The 15,541-nt window shown below is 40.1% G+C and carries 18 protein-coding genes; 16 read left to right on the forward strand and 2 right to left on the reverse strand.

All coding sequences use genetic code 11. The features are described 5' to 3' along the window. The coding region (locus tag FRX51_RS05850; protein ID WP_222430693.1) for an LPXTG cell wall anchor domain-containing protein at positions 1-812 on the forward strand (812 nt) is incomplete at its 5' end. 140 nt (positions 813-952) lie between these two features. Further along, positions 953-1,327, forward strand: coding sequence for a hypothetical protein (locus FRX51_RS03680; protein ID WP_146495945.1), 375 nt, complete (start codon positions 953-955; stop codon positions 1,325-1,327). A gap of 76 nt (positions 1,328-1,403) precedes the next feature. On the opposite strand, the gene FRX51_RS03685 is transcribed toward FRX51_RS03680, so the two are convergent. Then, a complete protein-coding gene (locus FRX51_RS03685; protein WP_146495946.1) occupies positions 1,404-2,051 on the reverse strand; it encodes a YigZ family protein in 648 nt (215 codons plus the stop codon). A gap of 35 nt (positions 2,052-2,086) precedes the next feature. Here FRX51_RS03685 and FRX51_RS03690 point away from each other — a divergent pair, with 35 nt between their 5' ends. The 13 genes from FRX51_RS03690 to FRX51_RS03745 all read left to right on the forward strand — a co-directional run bounded on the left by FRX51_RS03690 (position 2,087) and on the right by FRX51_RS03745 (position 13,362). Continuing rightward, positions 2,087-3,385 carry a DEAD/DEAH box helicase gene (locus tag FRX51_RS03690; protein ID WP_146495947.1) on the forward strand — a complete coding sequence of 433 codons (1,299 nt, stop codon included), beginning with the start codon at positions 2,087-2,089 and terminating at the stop codon, positions 3,383-3,385. Further along, positions 3,385-4,047 carry a ComF family protein gene (locus tag FRX51_RS03695; protein ID WP_146495948.1) on the forward strand — a complete coding sequence of 221 codons (663 nt, stop codon included), beginning with the start codon at positions 3,385-3,387 and terminating at the stop codon, positions 4,045-4,047. Before FRX51_RS03690 ends, FRX51_RS03695 begins: the two co-directional genes overlap by 1 nt. Before the next feature lie 74 nt (positions 4,048-4,121). Continuing rightward, the gene (gene hpf / locus FRX51_RS03700; RefSeq protein ID WP_146461813.1) at positions 4,122-4,670 is read left to right on the forward strand and encodes a ribosome hibernation-promoting factor, HPF/YfiA family; all 549 of its coding nucleotides are present in this window, start codon (positions 4,122-4,124) and stop codon (positions 4,668-4,670) included. 126 nt (positions 4,671-4,796) lie between these two features. Beyond that, positions 4,797-6,788, forward strand: a complete 1,992-nt coding sequence (metG, locus tag FRX51_RS03705) for a methionine--tRNA ligase (RefSeq protein WP_146495949.1) — start codon at positions 4,797-4,799, stop codon at positions 6,786-6,788. 10 nt (positions 6,789-6,798) lie between these two features. Beyond that, positions 6,799-7,035: a DUF2829 domain-containing protein gene (locus tag FRX51_RS03710; protein WP_146495950.1), complete on the forward strand. Its 237-nt coding sequence runs from the start codon at positions 6,799-6,801 to the stop codon at positions 7,033-7,035. Beyond that, the gene (locus FRX51_RS03715; protein WP_146495951.1) at positions 7,028-7,726 is read left to right on the forward strand and encodes a 3-oxoacyl-ACP reductase; all 699 of its coding nucleotides are present in this window, start codon (positions 7,028-7,030) and stop codon (positions 7,724-7,726) included. The genes FRX51_RS03710 and FRX51_RS03715 overlap by 8 nt, the downstream gene beginning before the upstream one ends. A 15-nt stretch (positions 7,727-7,741) precedes the next feature. Then, positions 7,742-8,191, forward strand: a complete 450-nt coding sequence (locus tag FRX51_RS03720) for an ASCH domain-containing protein (RefSeq protein WP_146495952.1) — start codon at positions 7,742-7,744, stop codon at positions 8,189-8,191. Then, on the forward strand, positions 8,192-9,160 hold the full coding sequence (locus FRX51_RS03725; RefSeq protein WP_146495953.1) for a Gfo/Idh/MocA family protein: 969 nt from the start codon (positions 8,192-8,194) through the stop codon (positions 9,158-9,160). A 661-nt stretch (positions 9,161-9,821) separates the two neighbouring features. After that, positions 9,822-10,394, forward strand: coding sequence for a hypothetical protein (locus tag FRX51_RS03730; RefSeq protein ID WP_146495954.1), 573 nt, complete (start codon positions 9,822-9,824; stop codon positions 10,392-10,394). A gap of 139 nt (positions 10,395-10,533) precedes the next feature. Further along, a complete protein-coding gene (glmU, locus tag FRX51_RS03735) occupies positions 10,534-11,913 on the forward strand; it encodes a bifunctional UDP-N-acetylglucosamine diphosphorylase/glucosamine-1-phosphate N-acetyltransferase GlmU (protein WP_146495955.1) in 1,380 nt (459 codons plus the stop codon). Positions 11,914-11,922: 9 nt separating this feature from the next. Further along, positions 11,923-12,465 (forward strand): NUDIX hydrolase, encoded by a 543-nt coding sequence (locus FRX51_RS03740; RefSeq protein ID WP_146495956.1) that lies wholly within the window; start codon positions 11,923-11,925, stop codon positions 12,463-12,465. 17 nt (positions 12,466-12,482) lie between these two features. Then, positions 12,483-12,656, forward strand: a complete 174-nt coding sequence (locus FRX51_RS05820) for a hypothetical protein (protein ID WP_186603348.1) — start codon at positions 12,483-12,485, stop codon at positions 12,654-12,656. A gap of 10 nt (positions 12,657-12,666) precedes the next feature. After that, positions 12,667-13,362 carry a 5'-methylthioadenosine/adenosylhomocysteine nucleosidase gene (locus FRX51_RS03745; RefSeq protein WP_146495957.1) on the forward strand — a complete coding sequence of 232 codons (696 nt, stop codon included), beginning with the start codon at positions 12,667-12,669 and terminating at the stop codon, positions 13,360-13,362. 41 nt (positions 13,363-13,403) lie between these two features. Here the strand turns inward: FRX51_RS03745 and FRX51_RS03750 are convergent, their stop codons facing one another. Next, on the reverse strand, positions 13,404-13,877 hold the full coding sequence (locus FRX51_RS03750) for an arginine repressor (RefSeq protein WP_146495959.1): 474 nt from the start codon (positions 13,875-13,877) through the stop codon (positions 13,404-13,406). 220 nt (positions 13,878-14,097) lie between these two features. Between FRX51_RS03750 and arcD the strand changes: the two genes are divergently transcribed. Continuing rightward, on the forward strand, positions 14,098-15,507 hold the full coding sequence (gene arcD, locus FRX51_RS03755; RefSeq protein ID WP_146495960.1) for an arginine-ornithine antiporter: 1,410 nt from the start codon (positions 14,098-14,100) through the stop codon (positions 15,505-15,507). The last annotated feature ends 34 nt before the right edge of the window (positions 15,508-15,541 follow it).

The raw sequence follows: 15,541 nt of genomic DNA on the forward strand, positions 1-15,541 counted from the left end.
GCTATGATGTTACCGATTCAGTACCAAGCAGCATTACAGCAGCAGACGGTAAGGTCTATGAACTTGTTCAAAAACGTTCAGGTGAATCAAGTGGTCTTCTTACAGAAGGTGAAACTCGAGTAGTTTATGACTATCGTTTGGTACCAGAGCCAACTCCGGAACCAACGCCAGAGCCAACTCCGGAACCAACACCAGAGCCAACTCCGGAACCAACGCCAGAGCCAACTCCGGAACCAACACCAGAGCCAACTCCGGAACCAACGCCAGAGCCAACTCCGGAACCAACACCAGAGCCAACTCCGGAACCAACACCAGAGCCGACTCCGGAACCAACGCCAGAGCCAACTCCGGAACCAACACCAGAGCCGACTCCGGAACCAACACCAGAGCCGACTCCGGAACCAACACCAGAGCCAACTCCGGAACCAACACCAGAGCCGACTCCGGAACCAACGCCAGAGCCAACTCCGGAACCAACACCAGAGCCGACTCCGGAACCAACTCCGGAACCGACACCAGAGCCAACTCCGGAACCAACGCCAGAGCCGACTCCGGAACCAACACCAGAGCCAACTCCGGAACCAACGCCAGAGCCAACTCCGGAACCAACACCAGAGCCAAGCAAATCAACTAAATCAGTTGAAGTTCCGAAGACAAGAACATCGAACTCAAAAACTCCAACAAGTAAAGAAACTCATAATACACAAGTACTACCAAATACAGGTGATACAAGTTCAGTTGCAACAACCTTGATGGGATTGAGTTCAGTGCTAGGATCATTGGGAATGGCTTTACGCAAACGTCGTAAATAACGATTAAAAACGAATTAACAATCTGTTAATTCGTTTTTTTTTGATGAAAAATTTAATTTTTTTCCTTAACCCCCTTGACAAAATGGGGGGGGGGGTGCATGTATAATAGAAATGATAAAAAATAATAAAGGAGATTGATGATGACAAGAGAAGAAAACTTGCCATTTGATAAAGGCTTTTGTCCGACAGGGGTTTATATTACAGCTCCAGATCGATACAGTGTTCATATCGGATTTGCCGAAACATTACCAGTTGACTTAAAAGAAGAACATTATGAGTGGTATAAAGGGAGCTTGGTTTGTCTAGATGGTTTTGACCCTTACGCTTTTCAAAGTCGTGACGAGGTAGATCAACATATTGCAGCAACAGGTGCAAAATTCTGGACGTTTGACACGCTTGAAGATTATCACGCTTATCTCAAAGATGAAGAAGAAAGAGTGAAAAAAGAGCGTAAAATTCTTGAATCAAAATATGGTGTGCCTGTTTCCAAAGTACAGGACAAACATGTAGATTAGAAAAAACACAGAGTGATGATAGCAATTATCATCACTTTTTGTTTTGATTTAGTTGAGAGAAGAACTCAAAATATCCTTAAGATGTTTTTTCTGTGTTAATAGGTACCTCCACCACTCGACGACCAATCTCCTGACTATTCACTTTACCGTGATAAAATTCCGTCAGGCTATCAAGAACATCTTGTATTTTATCCTTATCTAAGTAGAGATGAGTGGTGACATTGACGGAAAAATCTGGATCAAATTCTTGCAGTTCTTGACTTTCTAAAAAGTTGGCAAAGGTCTGATACTGGGGATAGGTCATCTCAATAGCTAACCCTTGTAATTCTTTGACTTCAACCACACCAATTTCTTTGATGGCATGTGCCACACTACCGGCATAAGCCCTAATCAAGCCCCCAGCTCCCAGTTTGATCCCACCAAAATAACGGGTAACAACGGCAACGACATTGGTCAGCCCTTGTTTTTCAAGAACAGTCAGCATGGGAACACCGGCAGTGCCACTTGGCTCACCGTCATCACTAGAACGTTTAATTTCGCTATTTTCCCCAATAATCATGGCAGAGCAGGAGTGGTTGGCCTTGTAGTGTTCCTTTTTGATTTGGCTGATAAACTGACGCCCCTCTTCTTCTGAGTTGATACGTTTCAGATGGCAAATGAAACGTGATTTTTTAATGACTTCTTCACAGATGCTGTCTGCTTTGATTGTTTTGTAATTCTTCATAGGAAAATTTTAACATATTTTACGAATAAATAGACATGAAAGATGTTGCAAATTACTACGGTCGCCTAGTGCCACAAGATGAGCTACCAGTGGAGTTTCTTGGTTTGGCAAAAAGTCTGCCCACTATGTTTAAGCAAAATGGAAAATGGTCGTGTCAACGTTGTCACAGTCGGATTAAAGACAGTTGGAGTTTGCCAGATAAGACCCTTTATTGCAGAGCTTGCCTTGTTTTTGGTCGTCTAGTTAGTGACCAGTTTCTTTATTACCTACCACAAGAGCCGTTTACTAAGGGAGATTTTTTGGTTTGGCAAGGTCAATTAACCCCATATCAAGCTCAGGTATCGGAGGAGCTGCAAAAAGCTATTGATAAAAAAGAAAATATTCTAGTTCATGCAGTGACAGGGGCAGGCAAGACCGAGATGATTTATCGCCCCTTGGCTAGTTTACTCAATCAAGGGAAATCTGTCGCTGTTGTTAGCCCACGGATTGATGTCTGCATTGAGCTTTACCACCGCTTAACACGTGATTTTTCTTGTCCTATTAGCTTACTTCATGGTGAATCAAAAGCCTATGAACGTTCTCCTTTAGTCATCGCAACCATTCATCAACTCTTTAAGTTTTATCAGGCTTTTGACGTGATTATTATCGATGAAGTGGACGCATTTCCTTTTGTTGATAATGATTTTCTTTATCGAGCTGTGGCATTAGCCTTAAAGCCTGATGGTAACAAGATTTTCTTGACAGCAACATCAACCGATAGATTAGATAGAGCAGTTAAAACTGGTCAATTAAGACGTGTTCAGTTAGCTAGACGTTTTCATGATAGTCCCTTGGTTGTACCAAGTCTAACTTGGCTAGACGACCTGCTAGAAAAAATGAAACAAAAGCGTTTACCAAAGAAATTACTTGAGATGATTGAACGACAACAACTAACAAGCTATCCCTTGTTGATTTTCTTTCCTCATATCCAACTAGGGCAAGAATTTTATCGTCTTTTGATAGATTTTTTACCTGATAAAAAAATTGGGTTTGTATCCAGTCAGACACCGGAACGAAAGGACTTGGTTGAGCAGTTTCGACAAGGAAACTTAAATGTTTTAATTTCCACAACCATTTTAGAACGTGGTGTAACCTTTCCTTGTGTCGATGTTTTTGTACTCTGGAGCAATCATAAACTTTATACACGTTCATCTCTTGTGCAGATTTCAGGGCGAGTAGGACGAAGTCAGGAACGTCCTACAGGTCAACTCATCTTTTTTCATAATGGCAAAACTAAAGCGATGGTAGCCGCTATTAAAGAAATTAAAGTCATGAATCAAGTGGGAGGTTTTTGATGCGATGTTTATTGTGTGACGAAGCGTTAAGTTCTTCATTTTCCTTTACAGACTTATTTTTATTAAGACCGTCAAAGACAAATTTGTGCTTCACTTGTAGCAAAGATTTTGTCAGCATTTCAGAAAAACATTGCCCTTCTTGTTATAAGTCAGATATTGCTGAGCTTTGCTCAGATTGCCATGCTTGGCAAGAACAAGGAAAACAAGTAAATCACGTTGCCCTTTATCGTTACAATGATGCCATGAAGGCTTATTTTAGTCAGTATAAGTTTGAGGGAGATTATCTATTGCGAAAGGTGTTTAGTCAAGATATCAAACAAGCTATCAAAAAATATAAGGGTTATGCCTTTCTACCAATTCCACTTAGTCCAGAAGGTCTGAACAAGCGTCGTTTTAATCAAGTGACAGGTTTTCTAGATGAGGCAGGTCTGCCTTATCTGGATCTTTTAGGTAAACATGATAGTATCAAGCAGTCCAGTAAGTCTAGACAGGAACGTTTAGCCAGTCAGCAAACCTTCTATCTCAAAAAAGATAAAGTCTTACCAGACAAGATACTCTTGATTGATGACATTTATACCACAGGAGCTACCTTAGTTTTAGCCAAGCAAGTGCTTTATCAAGCAGGTGTTAGAGACATTAAAACTTTCTCGTTAGCTCGCTAAATTCTTGCCAAAATATTCTGAAAGCGTTATAATAAAACTATAGAAAAGACTGACATAGAAAAGAGGTACTGCTTATGATTAAATATAATGTTCGTGGTGAAAACATTGAGGTTACTGAAGCCATTCAATCCTATGTAGAAAACAAATTAGCAAAGGTTGAAAAATATTTTCATGCAGACCAAGAGTTAACTGCCAAGGTCAATTTAAAGGTTTACCGTGAAAAAACAGCTAAGGTTGAAGTGACGATTCCCTTAGGTAACTTAACCCTTCGTGCTGAGGATATGTCACAAGACATGTACGGCTCGATTGATTTAGTTGTTGATAAGATTGAGCGTCAAATCCGTAAGAACAAAACTAAAATCATGAAAAAGCATCGTGAAAAAGTGGCGACAAGTCAAGTCTTTACACCTGAATTTGTGCAGGAAGTTTCAGAAGACACCACAGAGTTGAAAGTTGTGCGAACTAAAAACCTAGATTTGAAGCCAATGACTTTAGAAGAAGCGTTGTTACAAATGGAACTCTTGGGTCATGATTTCTTTATCTATGTTGATGCAGAAGATGGCAAGACCAATGTGCTTTATCAACGTGAAGATGGTGATGTTGGGTTGATTGAAGCAAAATAGTTGATGAAACAGGCTGTTAAATCAGTCTGTTTTTTCTTGTCCTACTCAGTATTCAAGGTAGGTTTTGCCTTTATTTTATGATATAATAGACTGATTATATTTGAGATGATAGCAAGGAGAAAACTAATGGCAAAGGAATCATTTTATATTACAACACCGATTTATTATCCTAGTGGTAAACTTCATATAGGGTCAGCCTACACGACGATTGCTTGTGATGTTTTAGCTCGCTATAAGCGTTTGATGGGCTACGATGTGTTTTATCTGACAGGTTTGGATGAGCATGGTCAGAAAATTCAAGATAAGGCAAAAGAAGCTGGCTTAGAGCCACAAGCCTATGTTGATCAGATGGCAGCAGGTGTCAAGGAATTATGGCAATTATTAGATATTTCTTATGATAAATTTATCCGAACAACAGATGCCTATCATGAAGAAGTCGTGGGTAAGATTTTTGAACGTTTGTTGGCCCAAGATGATATTTATTTGGGGGAATATTCTGGTTGGTATAGTGTGTCTGATGAAGAATTTTTCACAGAAAGCCAACTTGCAGAAGTCTTTCGTGATGACAATGGTCAGGTGACAGGTGGTATTGCACCGTCAGGCCATGAAGTTGAATGGGTGTCTGAAGAGTCTTATTTCTTACGTCTAAGCAAGTATGCAGATCGTTTGGTTGCTTTTTATCAAGAGCATCCAGAGTTTATGCAGCCAGCAGGTCGCATGAATGAAATGTTGAAAAACTTTATTGAACCAGGCTTGGAAGACTTGGCAGTTTCACGAACAACTTTTACTTGGGGAGTGCCGGTACCATCAAATCCTAAGCATGTTGTTTATGTTTGGATTGACGCCTTGGTCAACTATATCACGGCACTTGGTTATGGACAAGATGACACAAGCCAATTTGAACAATTCTGGCCGGCAGATGTGCACATGCTAGGCAAGGATATTTTACGTTTCCACTCGATTTATTGGCCAATTATCCTTATGGCACTTGATTTGCCAATGCCAAAAAAATTAGTGGCTCATGGTTGGTTTGTCATGCAAGATGGTAAAATGTCCAAGTCAAAAGGCAATGTCGTTTATCCAGAAATGTTGGTTGAGCGTTATGGCTTGGATTCTCTTCGTTACTATCTCATGAGAAGTTTACCCGTAGGCTCAGATGGGACCTTTACCCCTGAAGATTATGTTGGCCGTATTAACTATGAATTGGCTAATGACCTTGGTAATCTGCTCAATCGAACTGTGGCAATGATTAACAAATATTTTGATGGTCAGGTGCCGACCTTTGTCAGTCAAGTGACAGCCTTTGATGCTGACTTGGAAACTTGTGCAGCAGAAGCAATTAAGAACTTCCATGCCTATATGAATGGTGTAAATTATCCAAAGGCTTTGGAAGAAGTTTGGAGCTTGATTGCGCGTACCAATAAGTATATTGATGAAACAGCCCCTTGGGTATTGGCTAAGGAAACTAGTAAAGAAGATGAACTGGCGAGTGTCATGAGTCATTTAGCAGCTAGCTTGCGCGTGATTGCCCACTTGATTGAGCCGTTCATGATGGCGACTAGCCAAGCGGTGATGGAGCAGTTGGGCATGGAGAAAGTGACATCGTTGTCAACTATTAGCCTATCTGATTTGCCAAGTGGTTTGACTGTTGTTGCAAAAGGGACACCGATTTTCCCACGTCTAGACATGGACGATGAAATTGCTTATATTAAAGAACAGATGGCAGCTAACAAACCACAAGAAGAAATCGAGTGGGATCCAGAAAAAGTTGAATTGACATCAAGCAAGTCAACCATTAAATTTGACACCTTTGATGCGGTGGAAATCCGTGTGGCAGAAGTTAAGGCTGTTGAGAAGGTTGAAGGGTCTGATAAATTACTTAAGTTTAGGTTGGATGCAGGAGATGGCGAAGATCGTCAAATCCTATCAGGAATTGCTAAATATTATCCTAATGAACAAGAATTGTTAGGTAAAAAGTTGCAGATTGTAGCCAATCTAAAGCCAAGAAAAATGATGGGCTTGATTAGTCAGGGGATGATTTTGTCAGCCGAACATGATGGCAAATTAACCTTGTTGACTGTTGATGAACAAGTACCTAATGGTAGTGTAATTGGTTAAGGAGAAAAAGATGACCTTTGAAGAAATTTTACCAGGCCTTAAAGCCAAGAAAAAATATGTTCGTACAGGCTGGGCTGGGGCTGAAAATTACGTTCAACTGTTTGATACTATTGAGGTTAACGGTGAGAAATTGGAGGCAACACCTTATTTTCTCATCAATGTTTCAGGGGATGGCGAGGGATTTTCAATGTGGAGCCCTACCCCTTGTGATGTCTTGGCAACAGACTGGGTAGCAGTTGATGACTAAGACGGTATTGGTGACAGGAGTGTCAAGTGGTATCGGCCTTGCTCAAGCCTCTAGTTTTCTAGAACAAGGCTATCGAGTAGTCGGTGTGGATAGGGCCTATGCCCCCAACTTGACAGGAGATTTCCAATTTATCCAACTAGATTTACAAGAGGACTTAGCTCCTCTTTTTCAGCAACTGCCAAGCGTGGATATTCTCTGTAATACAGCAGGGATTTTGGATGACTATCAACCTTTGCTAGCTTGTTCAGAAGAAGTCTTTGAGCAGGTTTTTGCGGTAAATTTCTTTGCAACGCTGAAGTTGATTCGCCATTATCTACCAGACATGATTGAACGAAAAGAAGGCATCATCATCAATATGTGTTCGATTGCTAGTCAGCTAGCAGGTGGGGGTGGTGCAGCCTACACCTCTAGTAAGCATGCCTTGGCTGGCTTGACCAAGCAGTTGGCTTTGGACTATGCCTTGGAGGGAATTCAAGTCTTTGGGATTGCTCCTGGGGCTGTCCAGACAGGCATGACCCAAAGTGATTTTGAAGAGGGCGGCATGGCTGACTGGGTTGCCGAGCAGACGCCGATTGGACGATGGACGCAACCTCAAGAAATAGCAGATTTAACTATGTTTTTAGCCAGTGGCAAGGCACAATCTATGCAAGGACAGATTATTGGGATTGATGGTGGTTGGAGTTTGAAGTAGGAAAAGGAATTTGTTATGACAATAGAAGAAATGATAAGAACCTATCAAGCAATCAATCCTGATTGTGATAGCCACATAGAAGCTTGGCAATTTGGAGCTGAGCCAGATCAATTGGCCCAGTTGGTCTTGGATGGTAAAAAAACAGCAACAGCATCGGCTTATGATGAGTATCTACTTCATGATGAACCGCTTGTCAAGGTCGGCGATCATAGCATTATTTTGAATAGTCAAGATGATCCGGTGTGTATGATTAGAACGACCAAGGTGACCGTCGTTCCTTTTAAGGAGGTATCGGCAGAGCATGCCGACAAGGAAGGAGAAGGTGATCGTAGTCTAGCTTACTGGCGTCAAGTGCATTGGGACTTGTTTAGCCAATGGTTAAAAAATGGTCAGTTGACCTTTACTGAAAATAGTTTGGTCGTTTGTGAAGAATTTGAGGTGGTCTATCGACCAGAAGGAGTATAAATGAAACTAGGAATTTTAGGAACAGGCATGATTGTCAAGGAAGTCTTGCCTGTCTTGGCGGAGATTGAGGGGCTTGAGCTAGTAGGTATCTTATCTACCCCAAGGAGTTTGCCTTTGGCAAAGGAATTGGCACAGACCTATCAACTGCCACTTGCAACCAGTGACTATGAAGAATTTTTGGCAGATGAGCGACTTGATACCATCTATGTTGCCTTGCCTAATCACCTTCATTATGAGTATGCCAAAAAGGCCTTGTTGGCTGGCAAACATGTCATTTGTGAAAAGCCTTTTACCATGACAGCAGACGAATTAGAAGACTTGGTGGTCTTGGCTAAGGAGCGTCAACTCTTGCTCTTGGAAGCTATTACCAACCAATATTTGCCGAATTTCACCTACTTAAAAGAGAATTTACATCAGTTGGGTGAGATTAAGGTCGTGACTTGTAATTACTCTCAGTATTCATCACGTTATGATGCCTTCAAACGTGGCGAGATTGCCCCAGCTTTTGATCCTAAACAAGGTGGTGGGGCTCTTAGAGATTTGAACATTTACAACATTCACTTGGTAGTTGGTTTATTTGGTGCACCGCATAGCGTCCAGTATTTGCCCAACATGGATCAAGGGGTGGATACGTCAGGACTTTTGGTGATGGATTATCAAGACTTTAAGGTGGTGTGTATCGGCTCTAAAGATTCTAGTGCAGCCATTACCTCAACCATTCAAGGGAACAAAGGGTCTTTGGTTGTCAATGGTCCAACCAATAGTCTGCCACAAGTGTCGCTAGCCCTAAATGGTCAGGACATACAGGTGATTAACCAAAACGCAGCTCATCACCGTATGGCAGATGAATTTATCGCTTTCAATGAGATGATTACGACAAAAGATTATCAAAAAGCTCAAACCTATTTGGATCATAGCCGAGCAGTGATGCAGGTGCTAGACCAAGCTGCGTCATCAATGAAAGGTTAATAGATTATCATAAAAAACAGCTCTTATCTCTTATGGAAAGGGCTGTTTTTGCTTGCTTGAGGAAGTCATTTTTGACAAAAACTTAAAACGTTTTTTTCGACTTGTTTGGTGTAGAAAAGACACACGAATAAAAATATCTTGCCCAAAAAGGACAGAAGAGAATGATGAATAAGAGTTTCTTGCCCAAAAAGGGCAGAAGAGAATAACGAACGAAAGAACTTTGCCCAAAAAGGGCAGAAGAGAATGACGAACAAAAGAGCTTTGCCCAAAAAAGGCAGAAGAGAATAACGAACAAAAGTGTCTTGCCCAAAAAGGGCAGAAGAGAATGACGAACAAAAGAACTTTGCCCAAAAAAGGCAAAAGAGAATGACGAACGAAAGTGTCTTTCCCAAAAAAGGCAGAAAAGAATCACGAACAAAAGAACTTTACCCCCAAAAAAATGAACGAATCAATCAGAATCATGATAAGGACTTGTAGAGTAGTTGGTGTAATCGCTTTTATTTTTTTAGAAATTTCTTGGTAGCTATGCTATAATGAACTTGAGATTAGAAAGGCGCATTAGGAATGAAAAAGAAGCAAGTGATTTAACAATCTTTCTCTCCAGTTTTGGCAGTTCAACCTAAACCTTTAATCAATCTTCAAACGTTATTTAACCAAAAACATGAAGCGAGGTTTAATGATTAAAAAGACTTTACTTCTCATCGTTACTGTAAGTTTACTGTATGGCTTATCTAAGCTCTATATCGCCTATAACCTATCGCATTATGCCGGTTATTATGTTCAACAACTATCAAGGAAAAAAGGCACTAATCCAGAATTAGCTTTAGTAGTAGATTATGTTGGTCAGATTAAAGAACCCGATCAAGATAATATTTTCTTTAGATTTAAAGGTCGTGGAACAATCTATAATGTTATACAACAAAATCGAGAACTTGCATTGCTGGCTTATCAAGAAAATGATGATGAATATTATCTAATGTATAGTTTTAATTATAATCAAAAAGGTAACAGTATTTCTGATGATAGTTATTGGTTTAATGAGAAAGGTCAATTTACTTATTATGATCATAGTGAAGAAGGCAATTCATTTCAATCAAAAGATATAAAATATCGAGATAAAGCTAGTCAACTCTCATCAGAAATCATTTCTCCAGTTTTGGCAGTTCAACCTAAACCTTTAATCAATCTTCAAACGTTATTTAACAAACAACATGAAGCGAGGTTTAATGATTAGGTATGTTATGATAAGGCTTCCTAACGCCAGTTGGGAAGTTTTGTTATTAACGAGGAGCAATCTCATGGAAAAATGAGAAGATGACTGAAAATATGATATAATGTAAGAAGTATCTTGAAAGAATGGAAGACTAGTTAGTATGAGTAATTATGCAATCATTTTGGCAGCTGGCAAAGGCACACGCATGAAGTCAGATTTACCAAAAGTATTACATCAAGTGGCAGGAATCAGCATGCTAGAGCATGTGTTTCGTAGTGTATCAGCCATCAACCCTGAAAAAATGGTGACGGTTGTTGGTCATCAAGCAGAGTTGGTACAACAAGTTTTAGGAGAGCAAACCGAGTTTGTTCTTCAAACCGAGCAGTTGGGCACAGGTCATGCGGTTTTAATGGCTGAGGAACAGTTGGCAGCCTTGGAGGGCCAGACCTTAGTCATTGCCGGTGACACCCCCTTAATCACAGGAGAGAGCCTAACAGCTTTGATTGATTTTCATGTTAGTCATAAAAATGTTGCCACTATTCTCACAGCCCAAGCAGACAATCCGTTTGGTTATGGTCGTATTGTCCGTAATCAGATTGACGAAGTGGTTAAGATTGTTGAGCAAAAAGATGCCTCTGATTTTGAGCAACAAATCAAGGAAATCAACACAGGCACTTATGTTTTTGATAACAAACGCCTGTTTGAAGCCTTAAAAAATATCAATACAGACAATGCTCAAGGTGAGTACTATTTGACAGATGTTATTGGTATTTTCAAGGAGGCAGGAGAAAAGGTTGGTGCCTATAAGCTACGTGATTTCAATGAAAGTTTGGGTGTCAATGACCGCCTAGCCCTAGCAACTGCTGAAAAAGTCATGCGTCAGCGTATCAATCAAACCCACATGCTAAATGGGGTGACCTTTATCAATCCAGAAGCGACCTATATTGATATTGATGTGGAGATTGCTGCGGATGTGACACTTGAGGCTAATGTTGTCCTTAAAGGACAGACCAAGATTGCCAGTGAGGCCATTTTGACCAACGGAACGGTGGTAGTTGATTCTGTTATTGGTCAAGGGTCTGTCATCACAAGTTCAATGATTGAACAGTCTCAAGTTGGCTCTGATGTGACGATTGGCCCTTACGCTCATATTCGACCAGACTCAGTTTTGGAAAATAAGGTGCATATCGGTAATTTTGTCGAAGTTAAATCCTCATCAATTGGAGAAAATAGCAAGGCAGGTCATCTGACTTATATTGGCAATGCAGACGTTGGCTCTGATGTCAATATTGGTGCTGGTACTATCACCGTCAACTATGACGGTCAAGGAAAATATGCAACCCATGTCGGCAAGGGAGCCTTTATTGGTAGTCATTCAACTCTCATTGCACCCCTGTCAGTAGGAGATTATGCCTTAACAGCAGCAGGGTCGGTCATTACAGATGATGTGGCTACAGATGCCCTGGCCCTTGGACGTAGTCGTCAGGTAACTAAAGAAGGTTATGCGACTAAGTTCCCACATCATCCCCAACAAAAATAGGGTAACAAGATGGATTTTGAAGAAAAAACAATTAAACGTGAGAGCATTTTTCAAGGTAAGATTTTTGAAGTTGCAGTAGATCTAGTCGAACTTCCTAATGGTCTTGGAAGGAGTCAACGGGAGTTGGTTTTCCATAAGGGAGCAGTAGCCGTTTTAGCTGTGACAAAAGAAGATAAGATTATCTTGGTTAAGCAGTATCGAAAAGCGATTGAAAGGATCTCTTATGAAATCCCGGCAGGCAAGTTGGAACTTGGCGAGGCTCATTCAGAAGAAGCAGCGGCCTTGCGAGAATTGGAAGAAGAAACGGGTTATACAGGTGACTTGACCTTTCTTTATGAATTTTACACGTCTATTGGTTTTTGTGATGAAAAAATTAAACTCTATTTGGCTAATCAGTTGGTCAAAGTAGAAAATCCTCGTCCCATGGATGATGATGAGATGATTGAAGTTTTAGAATTAAGTTATGAAGAGTGCATGGAATTGGTTAAATCAGGGCAATTACAAGATGCCAAGACCTTGATTGCCCTACAATATTATGCCCTTCATCTATGATAAAAGAGGTGAGTAAAATGACTAAAACAAGGTTTTCAGATGATTTTTCAACCCCTAAACAAACAGGTCCAATCAAGAGTCGTCGTCAAGCACAACTTCAACGAAAGAAGTTTCAATCTAAACTCAATCTGATTTTAATGATTGCCTTAATTTTGCTAGGACTCTTGATTTATGCAATTTTGAAATGGTAGGAATAAAGCGATGAAAATAGGAATTATTGCGGCTATGCAAGAAGAATTAAAGGTCTTGGTAGAAGCACTAGATGAAAAGATTACCCAAGAGGTTTTAGGCCATACTTACTATCAAGGGAAACTAGGAAATCATGACGTTGTCTTGGTTCAAAGTGGTGTTGGTAAGGTCATGTCAGCCATGAGTGTTGCTATTTTAGCCGAGAATTTTGGGGTCAAAGCCATTATCAATACCGGCTCTGCTGGAGCGGTCGCTCATGGATTGGCGATTGGAGATGTAGTTGTGGCAACGCAGTTAGCTTATCATGATGTGGATCTTACAGCTTTTGGCTATACCTATGGTCAAATGTCTATGCAACCCTTGTATTTTGATTGTGATCCGTCTTTTGTTAAGACCTTTGAACAAGTTTTGGACAAGCATGAGACAAAGAGTCACCTTGGTTTAATTGTGACAGGAGATAGTTTTATTGCCGGTCAAGATAAAATTGACGTGATTAAGTCACATTTTCCCGAGGTTCTAGCAGTTGAAATGGAAGGAGCAGCTATCGCCCAAGCCGCTTATAGTTGTCACTTGCCTTTTATTGTGGTTAGAGCAATGAGTGACACAGCTGCTCATGATGCTAATATGACCTTTGATGAGTTCATTCAGATGGCAGGTAAACAATCCGCACAAATCTTACTCAGTTTTTTAGAAGTCTTAGCTGAATAAAGCATACCCCCTTTTCTTAAATAGAAAAGGGGGTTATTAACTTATTTATCACCCAAGAAAAAGAAGGGTGGAGTGTATTGGCTAATTTCTTTGAAGCAACGTTTGGCAGCGTCATTATCTTCACAAATAATCAAACAAGTATCATCGCCGCAAATGGTAGCGAGAACGTCAGAAAATTGCATGGCATCAATAATTGAACCGAAAGAAGGAGCTAGACCAGGCAAGGTTTTTAGAATAACCTGATGCTGAACGGGTCTGAGCATGATTAGAGCGTCTTCCATATAAAAACGCAAGCGTTGTTCCCAGTGAGCAGGAGACACGGTATGAATTTCGTAGTGGGAGTTTTCTGAAGCAACTTTGACGAGATTGAGTTCTTTCATATCTCGAGATAGTGTGGCTTGAGTGACCTCCACACCATTACGTTTTAAGGCACGTTGTAATTCCAGTTGGGTATGTATTTTCGTCTCAGAAATGAGGGATCGAATCAATTGGTGGCGGGCATCTTTTTTATTCATTTGAACTTCCTTTCTAAATAAAAGTCTCTCTCATTTTAAGTATAGCAAAGAAAAAATATAAAGTAAACAGAAAACAAAGTCTATACAAAGAAAATGTAAGCGTCAACAAAACTTATATTTTATCAAAAAATCATATTTTTTGTAAAAAATATAAAAATAATCTTGCAAAAAACGAGATGGTTTGGTATGATTATAAAAAAGTTAATTTAGGAGAATAACTATGTCGAAAGATTCTAAGAAATTAGGAGTTTTTGCACTGACAGCCTTAGTCATTTCTTCTTCCATTGGTTCAGGAATTTTTGCCATTCCGACAGATATGGCATCAGCAACTGCACCAGGAGGAGCATTGATTGGTTGGCTAGTAGCAGGTGTGGGGGTTTTGACCCTTTGTTTATCTATTGTTTATATCGGTCAGAAAAAACCAAACTTAGCTGGTATTGTTAGTTATGCTGAGGAGGGATTTGGTCCGTTTAACGGTTTTATCAGTGGATGGGGCTATTGGTTATCTGCTTGGTTGGGAACGGTGTCAGTTGTCATCATGATGATGAAAACTCTCTCTCGCTTACTTCCAGTTTTTGGTAATGGTGATAACTTCTTATCTATTGTGGTTGGTTCGTGTTTACTTTGGTTCTTATGCTACTTGGTTAATCGCGGTGTTGAGAGTGCCATTGTCTTAAATACGATTATTGCAGTTTGTAAGATTGTTCCTTTAGCGCTGTGTATCATTTTGGCCTTTGTCTTTTTTGATATGGATACTTTTATGACAAATTTCTGGGGAACTCAGTCAGGTCAATTTGAATTAGGTAGTGTGGCTAGTCAAGTTAAAAATTCAATGATGACGATTATGTGGGTTTTTGTCGGAATTGAGGGGGCAGCGATGATGTCCGATCGGGCTAAAAATCAATCAGTAGTTGGAAAATCAACAGTTTTTGGCTTGATTAGCTTGGCAATTATTTATGTATCAGCATCGATTTTGCCTTATGGTATTTTAACTCAAGATCAAATTGCCAACTTACCAAGTCCAGCCTTGGGCTATGTCTTTACTAAGGATGTTGGCAACTGGTTTCCTGTAATGGTTAATATCGCCTTGATTATCTCCCTATTTGGTTCATGGTTGTCTTGGATGATGTTGCCTGTTGAAACAACCGCGATTATGGCTCAACGTAAACTTTTATCAGCTAAATTTGCAGAGTTGAATGACAAAGGGGTACCAACCTTCTCGCTAGTCTTTATGACAGCTTTAATTCAAATTTTTATGTTGACGTTGTTGGTTACAGATCAAGCCTATCAATTTGCTTATACGCTTTGTACGGCCTCAATGTTTATTTCTTGGCTTTATGTGGTGCTTTACCAAGTTAAACTAGCTTACCAACATAAAAATATGCCACAGGTAATCCTTGGCTTACTAGGTTCTGCCTTCTTTATTTGGGTAATCTGGGTTGCAGGATTTGATTATGTGTTGCTTTGTTTGATTGCTTACTTAGTAGGTATTGTCTTTTATATTAAAGCACGTCAGGCAGCAGGTGAGAAGAAAATTTTCACAACAGGTGAGTGGTTATTAGTGGCTATTTTAGTCTTAGGTGCCCTTCTTGCCCTAGTTCGTTTGATGACTGGACAAATTATAATTTAATGAAAAAGAGTTTGGTTTTCAAGCCAAGCTCTTT

Source organism: Streptococcus sp. sy010 (genome assembly GCF_007859175.1).
Taxonomy (GTDB): Bacteria; Bacillota; Bacilli; order Lactobacillales; family Streptococcaceae; genus Streptococcus.